At 58.7% G+C, this 21,809-nt stretch carries 24 protein-coding genes; 9 read left to right on the top strand and 15 right to left on the bottom strand.

From position 1 onward, the window contains the following. Nucleotides 1-6: 6 nt before the first annotated feature. From ACVWVQ_RS01735 to trpB, 6 genes are all read right to left on the bottom strand, one after another. On the bottom strand, nt 7-885 hold the full coding sequence (locus ACVWVQ_RS01735) for a Uma2 family endonuclease (RefSeq protein ID WP_457506559.1): 879 nt from the start codon (nt 883-885) through the stop codon (nt 7-9). Between the two features lie 362 nt (nt 886-1,247). Next, a complete protein-coding gene (radA, locus tag ACVWVQ_RS01730; RefSeq protein WP_457506557.1) occupies nt 1,248-2,642 on the bottom strand; it encodes a DNA repair protein RadA in 1,395 nt (464 codons plus the stop codon). Nucleotides 2,643-2,660: 18 nt separating this feature from the next. Beyond that, complete coding sequence (gene aroC / locus ACVWVQ_RS01725) at nt 2,661-3,791, bottom strand: chorismate synthase (RefSeq protein WP_457506555.1); 1,131 nt, start codon at nt 3,789-3,791, stop codon at nt 2,661-2,663. Between the two features lie 39 nt (nt 3,792-3,830). Further along, complete coding sequence (locus ACVWVQ_RS01720) at nt 3,831-4,700, bottom strand: pantothenate kinase (RefSeq protein WP_457506553.1); 870 nt, start codon at nt 4,698-4,700, stop codon at nt 3,831-3,833. Next, on the bottom strand, nt 4,690-5,472 hold the full coding sequence (locus ACVWVQ_RS01715) for an AMMECR1 domain-containing protein (RefSeq protein ID WP_457506551.1): 783 nt from the start codon (nt 5,470-5,472) through the stop codon (nt 4,690-4,692). The genes ACVWVQ_RS01720 and ACVWVQ_RS01715 overlap by 11 nt, the downstream gene beginning before the upstream one ends. Nucleotides 5,473-5,509: 37 nt before the next feature. Next, the gene (gene trpB, locus ACVWVQ_RS01710) at nt 5,510-6,763 is read right to left on the bottom strand and encodes a tryptophan synthase subunit beta (RefSeq protein ID WP_457506669.1); all 1,254 of its coding nucleotides are present in this window, start codon (nt 6,761-6,763) and stop codon (nt 5,510-5,512) included. A gap of 180 nt (nt 6,764-6,943) precedes the next feature. Between trpB and ACVWVQ_RS01705 the strand changes: the two genes are divergently transcribed. The 5 genes from ACVWVQ_RS01705 to ACVWVQ_RS01685 all read left to right on the top strand — a co-directional run bounded on the left by ACVWVQ_RS01705 (nt 6,944) and on the right by ACVWVQ_RS01685 (nt 12,345). Further along, on the top strand, nt 6,944-7,303 hold the full coding sequence (locus ACVWVQ_RS01705; RefSeq protein WP_011433121.1) for a hypothetical protein: 360 nt from the start codon (nt 6,944-6,946) through the stop codon (nt 7,301-7,303). A gap of 527 nt (nt 7,304-7,830) precedes the next feature. Further along, nucleotides 7,831-8,373, top strand: coding sequence for a hypothetical protein (locus ACVWVQ_RS01700; protein ID WP_457506549.1), 543 nt, complete (start codon nt 7,831-7,833; stop codon nt 8,371-8,373). A 48-nt stretch (nt 8,374-8,421) separates the two neighbouring features. After that, nucleotides 8,422-8,985: a helix-turn-helix domain-containing protein gene (locus tag ACVWVQ_RS01695; RefSeq protein ID WP_414356640.1), complete on the top strand. Its 564-nt coding sequence runs from the start codon at nt 8,422-8,424 to the stop codon at nt 8,983-8,985. Continuing rightward, entirely contained in the window at nt 8,985-10,577 is a 1,593-nt protein-coding gene (locus tag ACVWVQ_RS01690) for an Hsp70 family protein (protein ID WP_414344370.1), read from the top strand. The genes ACVWVQ_RS01695 and ACVWVQ_RS01690 overlap by 1 nt, the downstream gene beginning before the upstream one ends. Nucleotides 10,578-10,911: 334 nt before the next feature. Further along, on the top strand, nt 10,912-12,345 hold the full coding sequence (locus tag ACVWVQ_RS01685) for a 1-acyl-sn-glycerol-3-phosphate acyltransferase (protein WP_457506547.1): 1,434 nt from the start codon (nt 10,912-10,914) through the stop codon (nt 12,343-12,345). Between the two features lie 83 nt (nt 12,346-12,428). Here ACVWVQ_RS01685 and ACVWVQ_RS01680 read toward each other — a convergent pair whose 3' ends face one another. From ACVWVQ_RS01680 to psbE, 7 genes are all read right to left on the bottom strand, one after another. Beyond that, nucleotides 12,429-12,695 carry an ARPP-1 family domain-containing protein gene (locus ACVWVQ_RS01680; protein ID WP_414329880.1) on the bottom strand — a complete coding sequence of 89 codons (267 nt, stop codon included), beginning with the start codon at nt 12,693-12,695 and terminating at the stop codon, nt 12,429-12,431. A 303-nt stretch (nt 12,696-12,998) separates the two neighbouring features. Beyond that, nucleotides 12,999-13,112, bottom strand: a complete 114-nt coding sequence (locus tag ACVWVQ_RS01675) for a photosystem I reaction center subunit VIII (RefSeq protein WP_011433114.1) — start codon at nt 13,110-13,112, stop codon at nt 12,999-13,001. A gap of 38 nt (nt 13,113-13,150) precedes the next feature. After that, entirely contained in the window at nt 13,151-13,621 is a 471-nt protein-coding gene (locus ACVWVQ_RS01670) for a photosystem I reaction center protein subunit XI (RefSeq protein ID WP_011433113.1), read from the bottom strand. Between the two features lie 526 nt (nt 13,622-14,147). Next, entirely contained in the window at nt 14,148-14,267 is a 120-nt protein-coding gene (locus ACVWVQ_RS01665) for a photosystem II reaction center protein J (RefSeq protein WP_414356643.1), read from the bottom strand. A 141-nt stretch (nt 14,268-14,408) separates the two neighbouring features. Beyond that, entirely contained in the window at nt 14,409-14,534 is a 126-nt protein-coding gene (locus ACVWVQ_RS01660) for a photosystem II reaction center protein L (RefSeq protein ID WP_011433111.1), read from the bottom strand. A 5-nt stretch (nt 14,535-14,539) separates the two neighbouring features. Next, nucleotides 14,540-14,671, bottom strand: a complete 132-nt coding sequence (psbF, locus tag ACVWVQ_RS01655; protein WP_414356645.1) for a cytochrome b559 subunit beta — start codon at nt 14,669-14,671, stop codon at nt 14,540-14,542. A 76-nt stretch (nt 14,672-14,747) separates the two neighbouring features. Then, nucleotides 14,748-14,993, bottom strand: a complete 246-nt coding sequence (gene psbE / locus ACVWVQ_RS01650) for a cytochrome b559 subunit alpha (RefSeq protein ID WP_011433109.1) — start codon at nt 14,991-14,993, stop codon at nt 14,748-14,750. Between the two features lie 315 nt (nt 14,994-15,308). Here psbE and ACVWVQ_RS01645 point away from each other — a divergent pair, with 315 nt between their 5' ends. The 4 genes from ACVWVQ_RS01645 (at nt 15,309) to ACVWVQ_RS01630 (ending at nt 19,097) form a co-directional block, all read left to right on the top strand. Beyond that, entirely contained in the window at nt 15,309-16,994 is a 1,686-nt protein-coding gene (locus ACVWVQ_RS01645) for an S-layer homology domain-containing protein (RefSeq protein ID WP_457506545.1), read from the top strand. A gap of 155 nt (nt 16,995-17,149) precedes the next feature. Further along, a complete protein-coding gene (locus ACVWVQ_RS01640) occupies nt 17,150-18,286 on the top strand; it encodes an RNA-guided endonuclease InsQ/TnpB family protein (protein WP_457506543.1) in 1,137 nt (378 codons plus the stop codon). Next, a complete protein-coding gene (locus ACVWVQ_RS01635; protein ID WP_457506541.1) occupies nt 18,171-18,500 on the top strand; it encodes a zinc ribbon domain-containing protein in 330 nt (109 codons plus the stop codon). The genes ACVWVQ_RS01640 and ACVWVQ_RS01635 overlap by 116 nt, the downstream gene beginning before the upstream one ends. A 42-nt stretch (nt 18,501-18,542) precedes the next feature. Continuing rightward, nucleotides 18,543-19,097, top strand: coding sequence for a DUF4079 domain-containing protein (locus ACVWVQ_RS01630; RefSeq protein WP_414358456.1), 555 nt, complete (start codon nt 18,543-18,545; stop codon nt 19,095-19,097). A 402-nt stretch (nt 19,098-19,499) separates the two neighbouring features. On the opposite strand, the gene ACVWVQ_RS01625 is transcribed toward ACVWVQ_RS01630, so the two are convergent. Further along, a complete protein-coding gene (locus ACVWVQ_RS01625) occupies nt 19,500-20,534 on the bottom strand; it encodes an E3 ubiquitin ligase family protein (protein ID WP_414418066.1) in 1,035 nt (344 codons plus the stop codon). A 272-nt stretch (nt 20,535-20,806) separates the two neighbouring features. After that, a complete protein-coding gene (locus tag ACVWVQ_RS01620; RefSeq protein ID WP_457465503.1) occupies nt 20,807-21,700 on the bottom strand; it encodes a LysR family transcriptional regulator in 894 nt (297 codons plus the stop codon). Between the last annotated feature and the right edge of the window lie 109 nt (nt 21,701-21,809).

Genomic DNA, 21,809 nt, shown 5'->3' with positions numbered 1-21,809 from the left:
GATTTTTCAGGCTGCCGGCGGTGCGATCGCGTTAGCGGGACGGAGTCCTTTCGCGTTAGCGGGACGGAGTCCTTTGCCGTGGGAACGCAGCAGCTCCAGAAGGGCTTCAGCCCGCTGGCGTTCTCTTTCGGCGCGTTGATACTCTGCCTCGGCCCGTTGGCGTTCTCTTTCGGCCCGTTGATGTTCCAAAGCAGCCTTCTCTTCCCCGGTGGGCAACACCTCCCCTTCCCGATCACACCAGCGTAGCCATTCCGTGTTCACGCCCTCGAAGGATCCCTGCCAGAGGGTCAAGCCCAACCCGATATCCTCCAGCCATGTGGACGCGAAGGGGACAAATTCACCCCCCCGCCGCTGAAAAAGGGCCAGAGGGGATCCCTGCAGTTCCCTTAGTTGCCGCAAGGGAGAGGCTACGCCCGCTGTGCGATCGTAGACCGCGTAGTAGCTGACGCCGGCGCGGGCATAGTCTTTGCGTTTGCGGCCCAGCTCTTCCCCTTTGCGCTTGGAGACAATCTCAATGACCACATCCGGCGGCTTACCTATCTCCCAGACCAGGTAGGTGCGATCTTCCTTGCGCTCAAAGCTGGCGGGGGGAGCCACCTCCAGGCTGAGCGTCACATCGGGCATCAGGGGGGGCAGTTTGAGGGCAGAGAACAGGCCAATATTGGCTGTGGCCAAAAAGGGGATCAGCTCCCCCGTGTCTTCGGCCTTGGGCTGGAAGGAGGCGTAGAGAGCGCTGGTGAGCAGGCGCTGCAGCTTTTTGGAGAGAATGCTGTCCGCGGGCTCATCATCCTCGATGACCAGGTCACTAATATCTGGTGGCTCTGGCAGAGGAAATGCCGCCTCCGGCATCGAGGGCTGGACTGGGCTGGAGGGTGCGGAAACCATGCTCACCGGGATCCCTTGCTGGTGTTGCTAACTACGGACTAGGGCTCAGCTAAGGCTGCTGAGCTGTTTGCCCAGCAGGCGTAGCCTTTTTCGAGGGTAACAAAAGTTTTCGGGAACATGATGGACATGCCACCGAAGCAGCGGATGCCGATCGCGTTAGCGGGACGGAGTCCAATCGCGTTAGCGGGACGGAGTCCAATCGCGTTAGCGGGACGGAGTCCAATCGCGTTAGCGGGACGGAGTCCAATCGCGTTAGCGAGACGGAGTCCAATCGCGTTAGCGGGACGGAGTCCTTGCTTGGCCTTTGGAGATAGGCGCAGCAGAGCCCAGCAGCCGGCGACGGGTGGAAGGCAAGGGGATGTTCACTCTGCGCTCTGGGAACCGGGCACAGCCACCAGCAGGGCTTCCAACACCCGCTGCACCCGACTCAGGCGCAATCCATAATCTGACAAAACGGGACTGTTGGGGATGATGGCGTGGCGAAACCCCAGTTTGCTGGCTTCTTTCAAGCGCTGCTCCAACTGGGCCACCGGGCGCACCTGTCCTCCCAACCCCACTTCGCCGATCAAGACCGTCAAGGGATCCACCTGTCGATCCCGGAAGCTGGCGGCCACGGCCACTGCTACCCCCAAGTCGGCAGCCGGCTCGGCCACCTGAATGCCGCCGGCAGAGGCGATGTAGGCATCGTATTTGGAAAGCGGGATCCCCACCCGTTTTTCCAACACGGCCAAGATCTGCAAAAAGCGGTTGATTTCAATGCCGGTGGAGGTGCGGCGAGGGGAACTGTAGCTGGTGGGGCTGACCAGGGCCTGTACTTCCACCACCAAGGGGCGGGTGCCCTCACAGGCGACGATGGTGGCCGTTCCGGGTGTGGCCTGATCCCGGCTACTCAAAAAAAGCTGCGAGGGGTTCTCCACCTCCACCAAGCCAGAGGCGGTCATCTCAAAAACACCCATTTCCTGGGCTGCCCCAAAGCGATTTTTGACGGCGCGCAATAGGCGGTGGCTTTGGAAGCGATCCCCCTCAAAGTACAAGACCGTGTCCACCAAATGCTCCAGCACCTTCGGCCCGGCCAGGGATCCGTCTTTGGTAACATGGCCTACAATCAGCAGAGCCACCCCCAGTTTTTTGGCCAGCCGCATTAACAGGCCGGTGCATTCCCGCACCTGGGAAACGGATCCCGGCGCCGAGGTGAGTTGCCCCCAGAAGATGGCTTGAATGCTGTCGATCACCGCCACCTGCGGTTGCAGAGCCTGGATCTCCGCCACGATGGCCTCCAGGTCGGTCTCGGCCAAGAGGTAGAGCTGCTCGCTTTCCACCCCCAGCCGCTCGGCGCGTAGCTTGATCTGCTGGGCTGATTCTTCCCCCGACACGTATAAGATGGGCCCGCTCTTGGCCAGGTGGGCAGCGCTCTGCAGCAGCAGGGTGCTCTTGCCAATGCCCGGATCCCCGCCAATCAACACCAGGGATCCCGGCACAATGCCACCTCCCAACACCCGGTCAAACTCGCCATAGCCGGAGGAGAGGCGAGGGTGGCGATCTGAGGAGACCTGGGAGAGGGGGAGGGCCGACCGGGGGATCCCATTGGCGCGGTTGGACCTAGGAGCGAGGGCTTGGGCCCGTGGGGACTTGGCCGCTGGGGCGACGACCACTTCCGTCAGGGTGTTCCAGGCGCCGCAATGGTCGCAGCGGCCCAAAAACTTGGCATAGCGCTCGCCGCACTGGCTGCACTCCCAGACGGTTTTGGCCTTGGCCATAGCCGGGGACTCCTAGGCCTAGGGAGCAGCGGCGACAGGGAGGGGCACCTCCGGCAAGACCAGGGATCCGCACTGGGCGTGGTGGCGCAGCAGATGGTCGCAGAGGACCAGGGCCACCATCGCCTCCACCATCGGCACTGCCCGCGGCAAGACACAGGGATCGTGGCGTCCCCGCGCCGCCAAAACCGTCTCTTGCCCATTGAGGGTGACGGTGTTTTGAGGCTGGCGAATGGTGGCAGTGGGCTTAAAGGCTACCCGCAGGACGATGTCTTCGCCGTTGCTGATGCCCCCCTGGATGCCGCCGGAGCGGTTGCTGCGGGTGCGCCAGCCGCCGGGGGTCATGTAAAACTCGTCGTTGTGCTGCTTACCCGTCAAGTAGGTGCCGGCAAACCCCGAGCCGATCTCAAACCCTTTGCTGGCCGGCAGGGACATCACCGCCTTGGCCAAATCGGCCTCCAGCTTGTCGAACACCGGGGATCCCAGTCCGCGGGGCACGTTGCGGGCCACACATTCCACCACTCCCCCCAGCGAATCCCCTTCCCGCGCCGCCTCCTCAATTTTTTGGATCATGGCCGCCGCCGCTTGGGGATCGGGGCAGCGGACGATGTTGGCCTCCACCTGCTCTGCAGTTACCGAGCTGGGATCCACCTGGGCTTCCACATCTTTTACCCGCTGCACGTAGGCCAAGATCTCCACCCCTGCCGCTAGGCGCAGGATCTTCTTGGCAATGGCCCCTGCCGCCACCCGGCCAATGGTCTCTCGCGCTGAGGCCCGTCCGCCCCCCTGCCAGTTGCGGATGCCGTACTTGGCTTGATAGGTGGCATCGGCATGGGAGGGGCGGAAGGTGGTGGCCATTTCGCTGTAATCCTGGGGGCGGGCATCCTGGTTGCGCACCAGGATGTGGATGGGGGTGCCAAGGGTGAGGCCCTGGAAGACTCCCGAAGTGATCTCGCAGCGATCGGCTTCCTGGCGCGGCGTGGTGATGGAGCTCTGGCCAGGGCGACGCCGATCCAGCTCCGCTTGAATGTCGGCCTCGGTCAACGGCAGGCGGGGCGGACAGCCATCTACCACCACCCCCACTGCCCCACCGTGGGACTCGCCGTAGGTAGTAACCGAAAACAGGACGCCGAAGGAGTTGCCGTTGGCCATGGGATCCCGAACTTTTGGGTTTGCAACTTTGTCTTGCAACTATTCTGCAACAGGGGGCTGCCCGGCGGCGCGGTGCCACTGACGGCAGCAGGCGATCCCCCGCAACACTAGGTGAGGATCCCAATGTAGTGGAGTGAGAAGTGAGGAGTGAGGAGTGAGGAGTGAGGCTCTCTTCTCTCCGCTCTTTCCTCTCTGCTCTCTGCTCAAGGACTCCGTCCCGCTGTCGCTAACGGGGTTTTGCCGGTAACTTTGCAGGTGGGAGTAGAGCCACTCCCCATCCCCGCCGGTCAGCAGCAGGGGGCCTTGGGGAAAGCGGCGACGCCAGTCGGCAATAAACTCCCGCAACCCCGCCAGCAGAGTGTGGAGAATGCCGCTGCGGATGGCAGCCACGGTGTCAGTGGCCCAGCGGGGGGGTAAGGGAGAGCAGGGATCCCAGTGGATTTTGGGCAGCCGAGCAGTGTAGTCGGCCAACGCCTGCGCCTGCAACCCCAGGCCGGGCAAGATGGCCCCTCCCACCAGGGATCCTTCAGAGTCAGCTCCTGTGAGGGTCAGGGCAGTACCCGCGTCGATGACCAAACAGGGCCAGCCGTAGTGGATCCCAGCAGCCCACAAGGCCAAGGCCCGATCCAGCCCCAGCCCTGGGTAGGGATCCCGCAGCGGCACCTGCGATAGCTCCAATCGATGCACCCAAGGGGATTCCGGCGGCAGGGGAGCAGAGCCCACAGGAGCCAGCCACAGCTCTGTCTGCTCCGGCCAGGACAAGGGCTGGTGGGCAGGAAACTGCTCCACCTTCACCAGGGTCTCCCCCACAAACCAGCCCCAGCGCACGTGAGTGTTGCCCAGCACGGCTGCCAGCCATTCACGACAGCGGTGCGAAGCGCTGAGATCTGCCCCCTCCTCAAAACTCATGCAGCAGCTCTGCCTCCACGCGAAACAGCTCCACCGGCTGGTCGACAGGGATCCCGGCCAACCTCTTGGCAGTGGCGAGCTGCCATTCCGTCGTCAAAGCTTCTCCCGGCAGCAACACCGCCCCCCGTGTTCCGGAGCGGATAAACAAGCCCGTGCGGGTTGGATCCACCTGCTCCACGGCGGCGAAAGGACTCCGTCCGAGTAGCGCGATGGGCACCACCCGCCGCACAATGGCCACCTGAATGGCTGCTGACTCCAGCTCCCCAGGTCGCAGAGGCACGTAGCGCCAGTCGCGGGTCACAGCCCCCACCGCCGCCCGGATGGTGGCCCTGGCCAGATCCTCACCGCTGGGATCCAAGCTGCCCCAGCAGCCGCGGGGCCGACCTTCTGTACTCACTGTTACAAAAACCCCCGCTGAGCGCTGCCAGTGGGGCGGGATCTCCTCTGGAGGTGGCAGCACCTGGCCGGTGGCGAAGTAGTGGGCAATGGCCTGACGCGCCAGCGCCGGCAGGGTGTCAGGGAGAGGTTGTCGCCGGCTGGGAGAGGGGATCCCTTCTGAATCGGACTCCGTCCCGCCAGTGCGATCCCGTAAGCGGTGCGAGGCACCCATGGACTCCGGCGGAGGAACAGGGGCAGTTGTCTCAGAAGGCTGCGGCAGGGATCCCGTCCACAAGCCCAGCCCCGCAGCCAGGAGCAGGCCGATCGCGTTAGCGGGACGGAGTCCTTGAAGACCCAGCAATCGAACCGTGAAGTGAACTCGGCAGGTGAACACCCAAGAGAATCCCGTTGGTGGTCACAACAACCGTACTCTAAAAGCTACGCCCTCTCTGCTGCAAATACTTGAAAACGGTGTTCAAATCCTTGTCGCCGCGCCCAGAACAGTTGACCACTACCCGTTGCTGGGATCCGAGCTGTGGGGCCAAAGTTTTCAGGTAGGCCAGCGCATGGGCCGTCTCCAGCGCGGGGATGATCCCTTCCAGCCGCGACAGCAGCAGCAACGCCTCTACGGCCTCATCATCGGTGGCAGCGTAGTACTCGGCTCGTCCAATTTCTTTCAGATAGCTGTGCTCGGGTCCTACACCGGGGTAATCCAAGCCGGCGCTGATGGAGTGGGCCTCCTGCACCTGCCCTTCTTCATCCTGCAGTAGGTAGCTCATGGCTCCATGCAGGACTCCAATCCGACCGCGGTTGAGGGTGGCAGCGTGGCGGGGCGTGTGCAGCCCTTCTCCGGCAGCTTCAATGCCGATCAGTCGCACCCCTGGATCCCGGACAAACTCGTTAAACAGGCCCAGGGCATTGGATCCGCCTCCCACACAGGCCAGCAGCACATCCGGCAGCCCTCCCCACTTCTCCTGGCATTGCTGCCGCGTCTCCTGGCCGATGACATCGTGAAAGGCCCGCACCAGCTTCGGGTAAGGGTGGGGCCCTGCCACCGTACCGATCACATAGTGGGTGGTCTCCACATTCGTCACCCAGTCGCGGATCGCCTCGGAGAGGGCGTCTTTGAGGGTGCGCGTGCCCGATTCCACTCCCCGCACCTCAGCGCCCAAAAGGCGCATCCGCTGCACATTGGGGGCCTGCCGCTCCATATCCAGCGCCCCCATGTAGATGACGCATTCTAGGCCAAAGCGGGCGCACACGGTTGCCGTGGCCACCCCATGTTGGCCGGCGCCAGTCTCGGCAATGATCCGCCGCTTGCCCATGCGCACCGCCAGCAGCACTTGGCCAAGGGCGTTGTTGATCTTGTGGGCGCCGGTGTGGTTGAGATCTTCCCGCTTCAGGTAGATCTGCGGGCCGCCGTAGTATTCGGTTAGCCGCTGGGCAAAGTAGAGGGGGCTGGGCCGCCCAACAAAATCCCGCAACAGGTTGTGAAACTCGGCGCGAAAGTCGGGATCCCGCCAGTGATGCTCAAAGGCTTCCTCCAGCTCTGTCAGGGCGCTCATCAGGGTTTCCGGCACAAACCGACCCCCAAACGGCCCAAACCGCCCCTGGGGATCCGGACGCACCTGCGGGTCAAGGGGATCCAAAACACGAGGGGAAAAAGCAAAAGAAGCTGAGGTCATGGCAGAGTCCGTCCGGGCCTTGTAGCCTGCAACTAGAGAGAGGCTTTCCCATTCTACAGAAGGAAGGGGCGATGACCAGTCTCGCCTCTCTTCTTCTGCCGTGGGATCCCGAAAAGTTGTTTTGAACAAGGGTCTTCCCAGGATTTTTAAGATAAGGCCGTCCGATTTTGAGGCGGCCTTATGGACAAGCATCTGCAAGAGTTGCTCCAGCAAGAAGATCAAAAGCGCAGAGATGAAGAGGTGCGGCGCACCTATGCCCTTTCTCAAAAGTCCGAGGGGATGGTGATCCTTCTGTCTATTCTGCTTGCCTTCGGAGCCTACCTCTACACGCGGCGGTGGAAAGCTTTGATGGTTTTTCTGGGCTGGTGTTTCTTCCTTGGCGTGTTGTTTAGCGACGACGAGGGAGAGGTTTCCCTACCCGGACTGTTTCTGGCCTCTACCTGGGCAGCGGTAGACAATTGCAGCGCTATCCAGCGGGCAAGAGAAGAAATCGAACGGCTGCGCTCCGGCCAAAACCCTGATGTTGATCGGCAAACTTAAACTTGGTCGACAAAACAAAATAGTGGCCCAAAAATCGGTATTTTATTTCAAACTCTCGAAAAAGATGCTATACCTACTATTTCGAGTGGCACCCAGATACAAGCGGCGCAACCGACCCATTCTCAACGGCAGTGAAACTTGGATTCCTATTCCCTTTGTCTTTTGGGAAAGAGCATGCCTCTAACCCCCAAAACCCTGAACTTTGCTGAATTTACTGAGCTTTAGGCGGTTTGGCAAAAGTCATTGAGAGGGATATAGTAGACCAAGTTTCCCCCCGATCCTTGAGTCCACCGCAACGGTTGCCGGGAAGTGAAGGGGGAAAGCGCTCGGGGGGTATTCCTCAGGGCTTTGCGGGATACCGCCTTCCTGCTCAGAGATAGGCAGGATGCGATCGCTTCTTTCCTGAACCATGTTCAGGAGAGTTCAGCGTGAATGTATCAGCTTGGACAAACCAAATTCTGTCCCCCTAGGAGAGGGGCTGGAGGTGAGAGAGCTTAGGATAGCTACAGATTAGAGCAATCAAAACCATGAAGTCTGCTGCTCGCCTAGCTTGTCTGCTTGCCGGACTGATCCTAGGAGCGGGGATCCCCGTCATTGCTCCCGCCCCCGCCCTTCCCGTTGCCCAAGCCGGTTTCCGGCCCTATCTCAATGCCCGTTTCGGCTACCGCATCGACTACCCGGCAGACTTCATTCCGCAAGGGGAATCGGACAACGGCGATGGCCAAGTGTTTCTCGGTCAAGACGGGGCTGAGCTGCGCGTTTGGGGTGGGTACAACATCTTTCAAGAAACCCCTGCCAGCGCCCTGCAGGAAGAGCTGCAGCGCAGCCGGGAAAACCAACGCCGGGTTACTTACCAAGCTGTTGGCCGGGATTTCTTTGTGGTCTCCGGCTACGAGCCCGTTCGTGTCAGCGGTGCGGAGCCCTTTGGCCAGCGGATTTTCTATCTCAAAACAGTTGTCCGCCCTTCGCTGCAAGCTGGCTTTGAGTTCGTGTACCCGGCCAACCGGCGCGAGCGCTATGACCGAGATGTGGAAGCTATAGCCCGTTCCCTGCGCCTTGCCGATCCCTGAGCTAGACCCAAGTTGGGGCATGATCGTAGGGATCCCTGGCAAAACCCAATGGCCGAGAGACCGCTGGATAGTTGGCTGCAGGAACGCATGCGGGTTGTTGGCCTGTCTTCTTGGCGGGCTTTACAGGCCCAGGCCGGGATCAGCCGCCGCGCCCTTGATCAGGTGCGCCAGGGGAAGTGGGGATCCCTGCGCCTGGAGCAACTGCAAAAGTTGGCTGCCGCTCTGCAGTGGGATTTGGGATCCCTACTGCGCCTCAACGGGAATGACAAAATGGAATCCACCGATTCCTCAGAAGTCCTCTTCTCTCTGCTGCAGCCGCTGCTGACCAGCTACCCCACTGTCCGCCAGATTGCCCAGCGCAAGCCCGATTGGCCGGCCCAAAACGTGACAGCTCTGTTTCGCTCCTTAGACGCTCTGCTGCAGCGCTGGGGGTATGAGCCCATCGGCAACCCCCTGGAGTCCGTCCCCTTTGATCCGCAACTGCATCAACCGGATCAGCTGGATATTCAAAAGGGGGATCCCGTTTACATTCGCTTTGTCGGCTACCGCCGCGGTGACCACATCCTCTGCCCAGCCAAAGTCAGCCGTTCCCTGCCTGGAGGATTGAGCTGATGGCACCTGCCCCCAAAGCGACCCTAGCCATTGATTTTGGCACCAGCAACACGGTGGTGGCAGTTTGGGATCCCGCCCAAGCAGTGCCCCGTCTCCTCACTCTTCCCGGCCTCTCTCGCCCAGACCACTCGGCTATTCCCAGCTTGGTCTACGTGAAGGGAAAAGGCCAGCTCCTGGTGGGGGAAACCGTGCGCGCCGGTCGGTGGGGGGCAGTGGATCCGCAACGGCTGTTTCAGGGGTTTAAGCGGGACTTGGTGGCGGAGTTTGTCCCTCCGCCGCGAGTTCTAGATGGAGAGCGCTACGACGCCGAGAGGGTGGCCCAAGCTTTTTTGCAGACGGTGATGGAAGCTGTCCCGAAAGAACACCTGCAGCCGCAACAGCTGGTGTTCACCGCCCCTGTCGGCTCTTTTGAGCGCTACCTCAATTGGCTGCGGGGAGTGGCCAGTGCCTGTGGCTGGGATCCCGTTCAAATTGTCGATGAAGCCACGGCAGCAGCCCTGGGCTATGCGGTTGGCCAGCCGGGATCCCTAGTGCTGGTGGTGGATTTCGGCGGCGGTACCTTGGATCTCAGCTTGGTGCGCACCCTCGCTCCCCAAGCGGGTAGCCCTGTCCTCAAAGCGGAGGTGATCGCCAAGGCCGATGCCTATGTGGGCGGGGTGGACATCGACATTTGGATTGCCGACTACCTACTGCAGCAACTGGGGCTAAGCCGACAGCAAATTGGAGCTCTGGGCTGGCTCAACCTCCTGGAGCAGGCGGAACAGCTCAAGATCGCCCTTTCCACTCAGATGGAAGCGGTGGGCAGTTGGTTTGACGACGAAGCCCTCACTGCCCATGAGTTGAAGTTAAGCCGGCAGGAGCTGGAAGAGATCCTGGAAGCTCGTCAGCTTTTGGATCAAATCCGCCAGTGCCTAGACGACGTTCTCCTCACCGCCCAGGCGAGGGGATTGGGCAAGAACCAAATTGAGCAGGTGCTCTTGGTAGGAGGCAGCTCCCAACTGCCAGCAGTTCAAGAGCTGCTGCGCTCCTACTTCGGCAAAAAGAAAGTGCGCTGCGAACGCCCCTTCGATGCTGTGGCCCTGGGCGCCCTGCAGGTGGGCCGCCAGGTGAAGCTGGAGGATCGCCTGCACCACAGCTATGCCCTCCGCCTCTGGGATCCCTTGCAGAAAAGCTACATCTACTACCCCCTCTTCGAACAGGGCAGCCCCTATCCCTGCCGACGGGCTGAGCCCTTGATCCTGCAAGTGGCCAACGACGGACAAACGGAGATTCGCCTAGAGGTGGGCGAAGTGGCCCAGGTAGTCCAGTCGGAAGTGGTTTACGACGAGCTGGGGCGGATGAGCAGCCGGCAGCTCACCCGGCAAACCGATTTCCGATCCCTAGCTCCTCTTGGATCCCTGCCCATTCGCCTCAGCGAGACGGAGTCCTTACCGGTTTGTCTGGCCCGTTTGCAGCCCCCTGGCCGCGTGGGAGAGGATCGCCTTCGCGTCGAATTTGCCATTGATAGCTCGCGGCGCTTGTTGGTTACCATCACCGACCTGCAAACTCAGGCGCTCTTGGCAGAGGCCCAGCCTGTAGCCACCTTGAGTTAAGAGACGAAAGTAGAGAGAAGAGAGCGTCTTCACTGCAACGGAAGACAAAGAAAGCAATGTAAAGGGCACGACATGGCCACGATTCCCAACTCTCATCTCCCCTTGTGAGAGAGGGGTCGGGGGCTTGAGGAGAGTAGAGAGCGGTTGCGCCGACGGCGTGGGGTCTCAGGGGAAGGATCTCAATCATTGATATTGTTGATATTGATTATTGATTGAGAATGGCTGCATATCCAGTGATCTCTGTAGCGACTTGATGAATAATCTGAGCGATGGGATATGAATCTGATTTGCGTTTAACTACACTTCTTCTCTTGAGCTACCTTGGGAACAAATCTTGCTCTTGTCACCACCGCCCCATTTTGCCCGTCCTCCCCTCGACTTTATTCCGCCCGCCTATAGCGCCTGGGTGCTACGGCTCGTCCACGGGATCCTGCCCCTGCTCTTGCGGGTGAGGGTGCGGCGCTGGCTTCCTTCCGGCATTGCCAAAATCGAGGCCACAGGGGCGGAGATCTTGGCGCGGCTCTACCACCAGTTCCAGGAGGGTCAAATTCGCCTAGTCCTGGCTTTCCGACATGTGGAGGTGGATGACCCGCTGGTGGGCCTGTACGTTCTATCTCGCCTGGTGCCCGAAGCCGCCCGTCGACAAGGGATCCGCCTTCGAGAACCCCTTCACGCCCATTTTCTCTACGACCGGGGCATGCCCCTCTGGGGAGGGGAATGGCTGGGGTGGCTGTTGTCTCGCCTGGGCGGGATCCCTATACGCCGCGGTCGGAGGGTGGATCGGGTGGCGCTAAAGGCGGCCCGGCAACTGCTCCTGGATGGGCAATTTCCCTTTGCAATCGCCCCAGAAGGAGCCACCAACGGCCACAGCGAACGGATCAATCCCCTGGAACCGGGAATGGCTCAGCTGTGCTTTTGGTGCGCCGAGGACCTGGCCAAAGCTGGTCGCTCAGAGACCGTCATTTTGCTGCCCATTGGCATTCGGTACTACTACACGGATCCCTCCTGGACGAAGCTGGAGCGCCTGCTGGCGCGCCTTGAGCACCTGAGTGGGTTGACGCCTCCGAAGCCAGAGCCAAGATCCTCCAGGAGCCCCAACCTTCGCTACACCCAGCGGATCTGCCGCCTAGCCCAGCATCTCCTGGGACAACTGGAAGCTTTCTACGACCTACCTCCCTTCATCTCTGGGAGAGATGAAGAAAAACCACGGATAGAGCAGAGGCTAGCCCCTGGCCACTTTAACGCTCGCCTGGAGCGGCTGCTCCACAGAGCCCTGGAAACCGCAGAGACCTACTTTGGCCTATCTCCCCAGGGGGATTGGAACAGCCGCTGCCGCCGCATTGAAGAAGTCGCCTGGATCCAGATTTACCGAGAAGAATTGCGGCATCCTGGATCCCTGTCTCCCCTGCAGCGGGGGTTGCTCGACTGGAAAGCCCACCAGGCAACGCTCTACCTGCAGCACATGCGCTTGGTGGAAAGCTGTGTAGCCGTCCAGGAAGAGTATTTGCTGAGCAAACCCTCTTTTGAGCGGCTGGCAGAAACTGCCCTCATTCTATTTGATGTGCTGGCCCGCCTTCGAGGGGAATCCTACCCAGCCCGCCCTCGCCTAGGCTGGCGGGGGGTTCACGTGACCGTCGGGGATCCCATCTCCGTTAGCGAGCGGTTAGAGCGGTATTGCCGAGGCCGCCAGGAAGCCAAACAGGCGGTGACCGAGCTAACTCAGGATGTTTTTTCTTTCCAATTTCTTTCTTTTTCTTCCAATTTCTAGGGATCCCCCAAAGGGGGAACCAGCTTAGGTGAGAAGCCTGGCACTACTGCCGAGAGACTGCTGAAAGATAAACCACCTTCCCATCATAGAACAGAGCTGAGCCTTGGTCGCCCCGCTGGGACTCTGCTCGGTACTCCCAGCAGCAATAGGAACTCACTGTGGTTTTCCACAACCAGGTGAGGTACTGCTCCGGCCTCGCTCACCTCGGTGATGGTTGCTTCCTGGGTTTGCAGTTCTGGAAGGCGATAGGCAACTTCCTGCTCCCCCTGAGAAAAGAGAGGGAAAACCTGGAAACTGCCCTCTTGAATGGGATCGCCTATACGCAGGGTTGGAAAGTTAAGGCTGGCCATCGACTCCTCCTTCTCGTTGAAGTTGCAAGGGTGTTGCAGAAGCTGCCCTTCCCCTTGTTGGCTTGGGATCAGCTCGCCGGATCCTGCTCCAATCTAAAGTCCTTTGGAAATGCTCCCTTCCTAAAAAAAAGAGGTGAGGGGACAGCCTTCGCCTTTCGGGACTCTGGTAGCGCGGATGGAAATCATCCTGACCAAAAGAGAGGGATCCCTTTTTTGGGATCCCTGCCTCAATATCTGGGGTTGATCTCTAGCCTGAAATAATTGAAATTAATCAGCACTAGTGAGTATCAAAGCACTCCGGGACTAGTCCCGCTCAATGTACAAAAAAAGCACTGCCATGCCCACTGCAGGAAGCAGCCAACCAACAATGGGGATAAAAATCCAAGGAAGATAAGCAGCAGCGTAAGAACCGGTCATGATTTTGCTCCTCTCAAGTGACTTGACAAACTTGACAACTAATTCACCAGCCCTCGAAAGATGGCGTCGATCCCGGCAAAGTTCTCCAGCAGGAAGTAGGCAGCAAACACTCCACCCATACCTCCCAAGAAAAATCCTGCCGTCAGATCCCCCCAACCCCGAGCTGTAGCCAGAGGAGCGGCCCCCGGTGTTTCCGGCTTGTTTCCGAAGGTAACGCTGCCATAGGCCGACATGCAGGCGGTTCCCAGCAGCACAATCGCCATCGCCGTAACCAGCCCGCCTAAGTTAGCTGCCTCAGGGTAATCCCGCAGCGGCCCCAGCACAATTTCTGGCCCTACCAAGAAATAGCCATGGGCCAGCCCAATTTCTAGACCCCGCAACAGCGGCGATAAGCCAGGACGGTTGATGGGGAGATTGTTGATAAACAGACGGGTGACAGGAGAATCGCTGATGGGCGTCGAAAGATGCCCCTCGCAGGGATCGTCATTAAAGGTGCGAATGTAATCCATGTCCGAATGTCCTGCCTGGAATTTTGCGATTCATTCTACGGGGCCTAAGTTACCCTCTCGGCAACCACCACCCGGATCGTTAAAAAAGTTCATGCTCGCTTAACACAGAGATAGCTCTTCTAAATAAGTTTGAGACATAAGTTTGAGACATTCCCTCGCAGAACCTGTCCTCAGCAATTCGCGCTCTTGCCCATGATCCCTGACCTGCTAACGCGAACTTCACCCTCTCCAGGGGGAGAAGAGAGAAGTCCATATTCACCGCCTGGTTGTAACCAGTGGTGAGGAATAGCGGCAGCTTTTTCGGACTGTGTATTGAGTATTAAGTTGAGTATTAAGGTCTGCAATGAAGTGGGATCCCTGCTGGGCAAGGGATCGATATTGCGCTGTGGTAGGTAGCCCCGAAAAAAGTGGTAGATACACTGGCCATGGGTCAACAAAGCCTAACTGAATTCGGCTAGGTCGTAAAAACCATGGGACCCTTTACCCCTACCTATTGGGGGCTACTACCAGACCGAAAACCTCAAACCTACAGACTAGAGCCTAGGCCCACATAGGAGCCATAGAAGAAAAGCCCAACTACCGTGAGCACACCCAAACCGGCAACCACGGCCACTATCCACAAAGGGATCCTTGCTTGACTGGTCATAGCAACTGGTCTCCAAAAAAGACAGGACTAGCAGCAATTACATTCTCAGTAAACTTAGCAAAGGGGAGCAAGGGCTAGCCAAAAGCCAGCATTGTCCCCTGCGCTCTTTCCCAACTCCAAGAGCAGAGTGGGATCCTGGCCTCAGTTGAGAAAGTAGCTGGAGAACAACAGCCCAACCACAAACACCAGCAGCAAACCCAAGTAAAGGGAAGTGCGGTTTAGCTCGACAGGTTGGGAGTTGGGATTCCTTTCGGGTTGATCAGCCATTGGGTTCACCGTTGAATAAACTGCATTGCAGCAATGGCTCCCAAGAAGAAAACCGTTGGGATCGCCAAGGTATGCACCGCCAGCCAACGGACGGTAAAAACAGGGTAAAAAACGGGTTCATCAGATTTACTGGCCATAGATATCACCCTACGCAAAAAGCTCAATCAATTTACAAGTTGCAACAATGCATGAACCACTTGCCCACAGCCACCCTTAGCGAGTCAGCCTCTCCAACTCCTCCAGAGCATTGAAGCGATCGCTGACGATCGGCAACTCCTGGCGCTCTGCCGTGAAATACTCATTGGGGCGTGGGGTGCCGAAAATATCATAGGCCAGGCCGGTGCTCACAAAAAGCCAGCCTGCCAAAAACAAAGCGGGAATGGTCAGGGCGTGAATGACCCAGTAGCGGACACTGGTGATGATATCGACAAAAGGTCGCTCTCCGGTGCTGCCAGCCATGAAACTCCTCCCTAGGGTAGGGGCAAAAGTGCTTTCTGAACTTTCTGAGTCTATAACACAATGATAAAGATTTGGATGCACAACTACAAGTTGCAAGACATTCGCTTAGCCCCTTTGCTGCCAAGCCGGATCCCAATCTTGTCTTGGATAAGTAAAATCTCCTATGGGGTTCCTGTGACCAACCTCCTCACCCGAGTTTTCAGAATCTCACTGCCAAAGGGCGCAATCCCAACGGGTATCGAGGGCTTGGGGACACGGCGGAAGTTTGAGATAAGCTGGCCCTGAGGGGATGTTGTTGGAACAGGAGTGACAGCTATGCGGTGCTCGTGGCCCCTAGCTCTGAGCTTGTGTTGGACGCTGGGCTGGTCGGGTGTCAGCTTGCCGGCTTGGTCCCAAGGGGTGGAGCAGCAAGCCTCGCTGGCCTGGACCGACCCCTACGTGGCGGCTCTGGAACGTCAGACAGATGTGGTGATCACCCAAGAACCCCTGTCAGCCACCCTGACCCGTCTGGAATTGGCCCAGTGGCTGACGGAGTTTTTCGGCTACATTCCCAATCCCAACCAGGTGCAGGAGATTCGCGACCTGGAGCCCAACACCCCCGACTATTGGACTGCCCAAGCCGTGCTGCAGGCGGGGGCCATGCGCCTATACGAGGGCAACGAGTTTCGCCCGCAAGGGGATATCACCCACCTGGAAGCCCTGGCCATTTTGGTGCGGGCTCTGCAATTGCCTGCTCCCACCCAGGCCGACATTGAGCGCTGGATGGCTCTGTACACCGATGCGGCTGATGTGCCGGAGGTAGGGCGGGCTTTTGTGGCCATGGCAGGCGAGGCGGGGCTGCTGGTGAATGTGCCGGATCCGGCCCGTCTTCAGCCTAATCGGGTGCTGAGGCGAGCAGAAGGGGCAGTGTTGTTGCATCAGGCCCTGGTATATCGCGGTCAGCTTCCGCCCTTGCCACCCCCTGTGGCCCAGTTGCGTCCCTCCCCAGCCCGGGTGGCCGAGACTGTCCAACCCGAAATCTTCCGAACGCGGATTACTCCCGAAGAAGGAAGTGTTCCTGCGGGGGGAACTCTGACCATTGAAGCGCAGGCCACTCCCAACGGCAGGGCTACGGTCGATATCGGCGGCGTGGTTCAGGGTCTGCCGATGCAGGAGGTGCAGCCCGGCTACTACCGCGCAGTTTATAGCCTTGGTCCTCAGGATGCCGTCTTTGGCCCCGACATCAGTATTCAGTTGACCCTCAATGGCGTCAGTACCCGCGTTCAACGGCGGCTACCTCAACTGGCCTTGGGCAATGTTGCTCCTCCGCCAGTGGAATCAGTATTTCCGCCCCCGGCTCCTCTGCCGCAGCCAGCCCCTCTGACTGCAGCCGGCAATCGCTATCCGCGCATTGAGGCCATTCGCTTGGATCCCCAGCGCGACTTGGTGGAAGGGGACATTCTCACCATTGCCATTTGGGGGGAATCTGGAGGGATCGCCCAGTTTGATCTGGGGAATCTGGCCCTGAACCAGCCGATGCGGGAGGTACGACCCAACCACTACGAAGGCACCTACGTGGTAGCCCCCACCCACCAGGCCAACAATCCCACCTTGAGGATTGTGCTCACCAAGGACGGCCTCAGCCAGGAACATCGGGAGATTTTTCCCTTTTCCATCGATGGCTCCAGAGGAACCCGCTCCACCATTCAGCCGGTCTCCGCGCCTGTTGCCGTGGGGCCGCCCCGGATTTTTAGTGTCACCACCAACAGCACCAACCTGCACATGGGAGAAATTCTCAAAGTCACCATGCGAGGAGATCCAGGGGGGCGGGCTGCTTTTCGGATTATTGGGATAACGCCCGAAGTTGAAATGCGGGAGGTGGCGCCGGGCCTATACGAAACCCAGCAGCAACTGCCCTTCAACATGCAGCCGGTCAACAACGGCATCATCGAGGTGATCTTGCAAAGAGGGGGCCAAAAGACCACCCAAACCAGCCCCTCGCCCATTACCATTGCCCCCTAGCGGGATCCCTGCAAAGGGTCAACTAAAATCAGGGTATTGTAGATTTGTTAACAAAACGTGCGGAGTTCCCCACCCTCTGTAGGGTGGGGATGGATAGCACCACCGGATCGGTTGTTCGGGGGATAAAGCCCTCAGAACTGGGATAAAGTGTGCACATGGCAACCAGAAGGCAGACCTTTCGACTGTATCCCAGCAAAGCTCAGGAAAAGGCTTTGTTCGAGGCCCGTCGTCTGCACTGCTACCTCTACAACGCCTGTGTCAGCCACCGGGAAACCGAGTACAAGCTCCACCGCCGAACAGTGACCTACCTGGAACAGCAGAACCTACTCCCCGAATTCAAGCAGGTGTGGGTGGAGTTTGCCCAACTGAACTCCCAAGCCCTGCAAGCTACCGTCAAGCGGGTGGATTATGCTTACCAACGGTTCTTCCAAGGACTGAGTAGGAAGCCAAGATTCAAGTCCATTCGCCGGTATTCGGGCTGGACGTATCCTGCCCGGTCGGGGTGGAAGGTCAACAGCACGGGAAAGCATGGCACCGTAACGCTGAATGATGTGGGCATGACCCTCAAGATGCGGGGCAAGGCTAGGAACTGGGGTGTGCCCACTACGCTGACCCTTGTTTACAAGCCGTCCCGACGGCAGTGGTTTGCGTCGTTGACGGTGGAGGTGGCGATACCTGAACCTAAGTTTGGTTCACAGTCGGATTTGCAGTACGAATCTATAGTTGCCTATGACTTGGGTACAGAGACCGCCCTGACTTTGTTTGATGGGGCTGAGTTTCAGAAGATCGCCAATCCCCGCTTTACCCAGAGAAGCGAGGCGAGAATTCGCAAGGTCGCCAGACTGAAGCGGAGAAAGCGCGCTCCGAAGAAGGGTGTCAAGGCTTCCAGAAGGTGGAAGAAAATCCACCGGTGGGAAGCGCAACTGCAAGCAAAGGCTGCTCGTCAGCGCAAAGACTGGCAACACAAAGTTACGTCAGAGATAGCTTGTCGTTATGGCGAAGCGCTCCGCGCCGCCGTAGGCGAACGGCGTAACGGAGAAGCTGCATGTCAAGGGGATGACCCGCAAGGGTGGGAAGCGCAAGGCAGGGCTAAACAAGTCCATTCTGTCGGTGGGGTTCGGTACATTGAACCAGATGATTACCTACAAAATCGAGCAGAAAGGTGGTTTAGTTCTCATGTTTCCTACGCAAACCCTCAAGCCCTCGCAACGCTGTCCCAAGTGCGGGGCAGTCCACAAGGAGTGGGCGGACTTGAGCAACCGCTATCATGTCTGCTCGGCTTGTGGGTTTGAGGTACCGAGGGATCGGGGTTCGGTGATAGTGATGTACAACGTTGCCACTCATCGGCAACCGGGGTTGGGAACCGGCCTCGTGAGTCTTGGATGCTTCAGCTCTACTTCAAAGTCCTGCGGGGCTATGAAGCACCTGGGGCAGAGGAAGAGACTAAAATCCTGCCGTCAAGGGGATGGGGCATCAGAAACCCCATCCGCCTATGCGGTGGGGTAGTTCATGCAGTTGTAGATTCGTCGCAGAGGTAGAGGGATCGCCATGAACCTGTTGAGCTTGGCCTTGCCGGATCTGTCGGCAGCTTCGGATCGGTTAACCGCCGCCTTGCAGCCCGTAGCCCAGTTTTTTGCCGGCCTCAACTTGCCCCAACCCATTGTGCAATGGGGTCACCCTTTGATGATGGGAATCGTGGTGGTGGTGATGGGCAGCTTTGTCGGCCTGACCGGGTGGCGAGGGCGAACCTTGCGTCTGGCAGCCGCCTCCCCAACCTCAGAGGGATCCCTGCCGGAATCGGCCCAAAAGCCTCTGCTGGATCACCGCAAATTGGCTCCCTGGATGGCCACCTTCATCGCTCTGGGCTACACCGGCGGCATTCTCTCCCTGGTGATGCAAGGGAAGCCCCTATTGAGCAGTCCCCATTTTTGGACGGGATCCCTGGTGCTGCTGTTGTTGGCGGTGAATGGAGCTTTGTCTCTCAGCGGCTTTGGGGGCAACCGCGCTGCTCTGCGCACCACCCATGCCTATGTGGGCAGCCTCATCCTGTGCATACTGTTTGCCCATGCCTTGTTCGGGCTCAAGCTGGGCTTGTCGCTGTGAGTGGCATTGACATGCTCCCCTGCCTAAAGGCAGGGGATTCTGGTTCCTGGTTCTGCGACAGCACTTATCGTGTTGGGTTGCCCCTCCACGGCAGCGGTGCTCGTCTCCCCAAGCGCTACGCAAGCCCTAGCACCCAGAGCGGTTCCCTCTCGCGCCAGCGGGACGGAGTCCTTATGCCCTTAGGTACCGTTGCAAACAACAACTACAAAGCCTGCTGAGGCTGTATCCAGTCGTGAGACTGTTGGGTTTTTAGAGCGGTTGACTACCCTGCCGCTGCGGGCAGCATAGCACAAAGCCGCCCTAGTCGCGTCAGCGGGCCGTAGGCCTTAGGGCGGGGCTTTAGACCCAGTTTTTTGGTAACCCGAGGTTTCCCTCTCCCTGGACAGGAAGGCCGGGAGCCTATCAGCGATAAGGTTGCAGGGATTGCAGCAGGTAGAGCACGGTGAAAACGCCGATGCCCAGCAGGACGATGGACAACACCAGGTAGCTGCTGGCATTGGAGCGCTGCTCTTCCAAGAGGGCTTCAGGGGATTTGGGCGCGATCATGAACCGTCCCCCAGAAAGAGGTTTTCGGATCACGGGATCCCCTGCCTCGAAGCGCACCTGCCCCATGGCAAAGGCCATCGCATCCACCGGAATCACCCATTCCTTATAGATGAAAGAGCGAGTGGAGCGGTTTTCTGTTCTCACTTGGGAAAGGTAGCGCTTGAGATCGAAGTTGAAGCGGCTGGGGCCTTTTCCGGGAAAGACACGCTCATCCACAACCGCCATAGCCTCTACCTCCGCACCCGTGGGATCCACCCTCACCCTTCCGGTTTCGTCTTCGATGAAAAAAGGGATCTGGCGAACCACTGAGTGAAGGGTTTCATCTCTCGTTCTCGTCTCTCTCTCCAGGAGATATTCCCGGCCTGTGCTCGGATCGGAGTACACATTGTTGTAGTACTTTTGGGGAGAGCCTGCTTCAGAAAACGGCAATTTTTCGGGATAGGCTGGAGAGCCGAGCTTTTGTGGGTAATCGGGGTAACCAGGCTTCTTCTGGAAAGCATCCGAACCGGGGTAGCCAGAGCCGGGTTTTTGCGGAAAGGATGCCGCGCCGAAGTAGCCAGGGTTGGACTTTTGTGGGAAAGAATCGGAGTAGCCGGGATCAACCCTTTTCTGGAAAGAACTGGGGGCAGAATAGCCCAATCCGGGCTTCTTTGCGGTCATTCTCCCCGGATAGGATTTTGCCCGGGATCCCAAGCGCAGAGCGTTCTGGTATTCGCCTTCGCTGATCCGTTCGCTGTAGGTTACGTCGCCTTCGCTGTTCAAATACTTTCGATAGCATTCGACTTCGTCATACTCCCAAGAGATCTCGGACTTGTAGTAGACGCAAGGCTGTCGCGAAAATTCCGATACCAAAGGCCGATTGCACAAAATCCTGCCATAAACTTGGGCCAAGTTTGCTCCTTTTGCCTGTGGACTTGTCTGACCGAGATTGCGAAGCTCGGCTACCTTGAGCAACCGAGTGGTGGAGAGCTGTTGAACCAACCTTTGGGAGCGCAAATACTCAACACATGAAAACAGAGAGCCGGGAAGACAAAGTAGCCCAAGCAGCGTCAGCCAGTTCATAGAGGCCTTCCTTTCCGGGGGGTGGGAGTGAAGTTGGCCTCATGCTAGCAGTTATCCATAAAACAGCATTTAAGAGGAGTTTAAGACAATCCCGAATGCGGTCAGTTCCGAACTTGACTTGGCAACTGGGATGGGTTTCCCCGCAAGGCTTCCAGGAAGGCAAATACTGCGGGCGGATGCAGCGCAGAGGCCAGAACGGCAGCCCCGATCACCCGCTCCAGTGGGATCGGCAGCCGACGGATCTGGATCCCTTCGGGAATCGGGATGGCGGCCAAGCGGGGCAAGATGGCAGCCCCCAGACCCTGTGCCACCATGTTCACAATGGTGGAGTCTTCCTTCACCAAGTAGGCCACCTTGAGGGTTTGGTGAGCGGCTTCCCAGTGGTTCCGCACCGCGGTGGTGCATTCGGCGTAGTTGTAGAGAATGTAGGAAAAACGGGAAAGATCCTCCCAGGTCAGGGTTTCCGGCAGGGGCCCAAAACTCAGCGGAACCAACACAATGAACTCATCGCGGGCAATCTCCCACGTCTGTAGATCCTCACCAGCCCGCGGCAGAGGCAATAGACCAATATCCACCTGGCCTGATCGCAACAGATGTTCAACGGTGGCCGGATCTTCTTCTGTGAGGGTGAGGGTAATCTGCGGAAATTGTTGGCGGAAGCGGGCGATCACCGGTGGCAGCAAATGGGTTGCAGCACTGCGAAAAGCGGCAACTCGCACATTTCCCCCCCGCAACCCTTTTTCCAGGTTGGCCTCATAATCCATTTGTTCCCGCAGTTGCAGCATTTTGCGAACATGGCGCAGCAGTCGCTCCCCCACCGGGGTTAGGCGCGCCCCAAAGCGACCGCGCACCAACAGGGTCACCCCCAGTTCTTCCTCCAGGCTGGCAATGGCCCGGCTCACCGCCGACTGGGAAATGTGCAATTGCAGGGCAGCATCGCTGAAATTTCCCCGCTCCACCACAGCCACCAGGGTTTGCAGTTGCGAGATGTTCATGGATCCCATCTATTCGATCTGCGCATAGATGTGATGCTATCTCAGGTTTGAACCCTCCGCCGCACCTGACTAAACTACGACATAACTTCTCCTTCACACTGCGAAACAG

This window comes from Thermostichus sp. MS-CIW-36 (assembly GCF_054059035.1).
Note: the sequence above shows the minus strand (reverse complement) of the source record. Positions and strands in the feature narration are given on the sequence as shown.

Coding starts and splice junctions, on each gene's coding strand:
- ACVWVQ_RS01735 (WP_457506559.1), bottom strand. CDS start 885: ATGGTTTCCGCACCCTCCAGCCCAGTCCAGCCCTCGATGCCGGAGGCG.
- radA (WP_457506557.1), bottom strand. CDS start 2,642: ATGGCCAAGGCCAAAACCGTCTGGGAGTGCAGCCAGTGCGGCGAGCGC.
- aroC (WP_457506555.1), bottom strand. CDS start 3,791: ATGGCCAACGGCAACTCCTTCGGCGTCCTGTTTTCGGTTACTACCTAC.
- ACVWVQ_RS01720 (WP_457506553.1), bottom strand. CDS start 4,700: ATGAGTTTTGAGGAGGGGGCAGATCTCAGCGCTTCGCACCGCTGTCGT.
- trpB (WP_457506669.1), bottom strand. CDS start 6,763: ATGACCTCAGCTTCTTTTGCTTTTTCCCCTCGTGTTTTGGATCCCCTT.
- ACVWVQ_RS01705 (WP_011433121.1), top strand. CDS start 6,944: ATGGACAAGCATCTGCAAGAGTTGCTCCAGCAAGAAGATCAAAAGCGC.
- ACVWVQ_RS01700 (WP_457506549.1), top strand. CDS start 7,831: ATGAAGTCTGCTGCTCGCCTAGCTTGTCTGCTTGCCGGACTGATCCTA.
- ACVWVQ_RS01695 (WP_414356640.1), top strand. CDS start 8,422: ATGGCCGAGAGACCGCTGGATAGTTGGCTGCAGGAACGCATGCGGGTT.
- ACVWVQ_RS01690 (WP_414344370.1), top strand. CDS start 8,985: ATGGCACCTGCCCCCAAAGCGACCCTAGCCATTGATTTTGGCACCAGC.
- ACVWVQ_RS01680 (WP_414329880.1), bottom strand. CDS start 12,695: ATGGCCAGCCTTAACTTTCCAACCCTGCGTATAGGCGATCCCATTCAA.
- ACVWVQ_RS01675 (WP_011433114.1), bottom strand. CDS start 13,112: ATGACCGGTTCTTACGCTGCTGCTTATCTTCCTTGGATTTTTATCCCC.
- ACVWVQ_RS01670 (WP_011433113.1), bottom strand. CDS start 13,621: ATGGATTACATTCGCACCTTTAATGACGATCCCTGCGAGGGGCATCTT.
- ACVWVQ_RS01665 (WP_414356643.1), bottom strand. CDS start 14,267: ATGACCAGTCAAGCAAGGATCCCTTTGTGGATAGTGGCCGTGGTTGCC.
- ACVWVQ_RS01660 (WP_011433111.1), bottom strand. CDS start 14,534: ATGGCTGATCAACCCGAAAGGAATCCCAACTCCCAACCTGTCGAGCTA.
- psbF (WP_414356645.1), bottom strand. CDS start 14,671: ATGGCCAGTAAATCTGATGAACCCGTTTTTTACCCTGTTTTTACCGTC.
- psbE (WP_011433109.1), bottom strand. CDS start 14,993: ATGGCTGGCAGCACCGGAGAGCGACCTTTTGTCGATATCATCACCAGT.
- ACVWVQ_RS01645 (WP_457506545.1), top strand. CDS start 15,309: ATGCGGTGCTCGTGGCCCCTAGCTCTGAGCTTGTGTTGGACGCTGGGC.
- ACVWVQ_RS01640 (WP_457506543.1), top strand. CDS start 17,150: ATGGCAACCAGAAGGCAGACCTTTCGACTGTATCCCAGCAAAGCTCAG.
- ACVWVQ_RS01635 (WP_457506541.1), top strand. CDS start 18,171: ATGTTTCCTACGCAAACCCTCAAGCCCTCGCAACGCTGTCCCAAGTGC.
- ACVWVQ_RS01630 (WP_414358456.1), top strand. CDS start 18,543: ATGAACCTGTTGAGCTTGGCCTTGCCGGATCTGTCGGCAGCTTCGGAT.
- ACVWVQ_RS01620 (WP_457465503.1), bottom strand. CDS start 21,700: ATGAACATCTCGCAACTGCAAACCCTGGTGGCTGTGGTGGAGCGGGGA.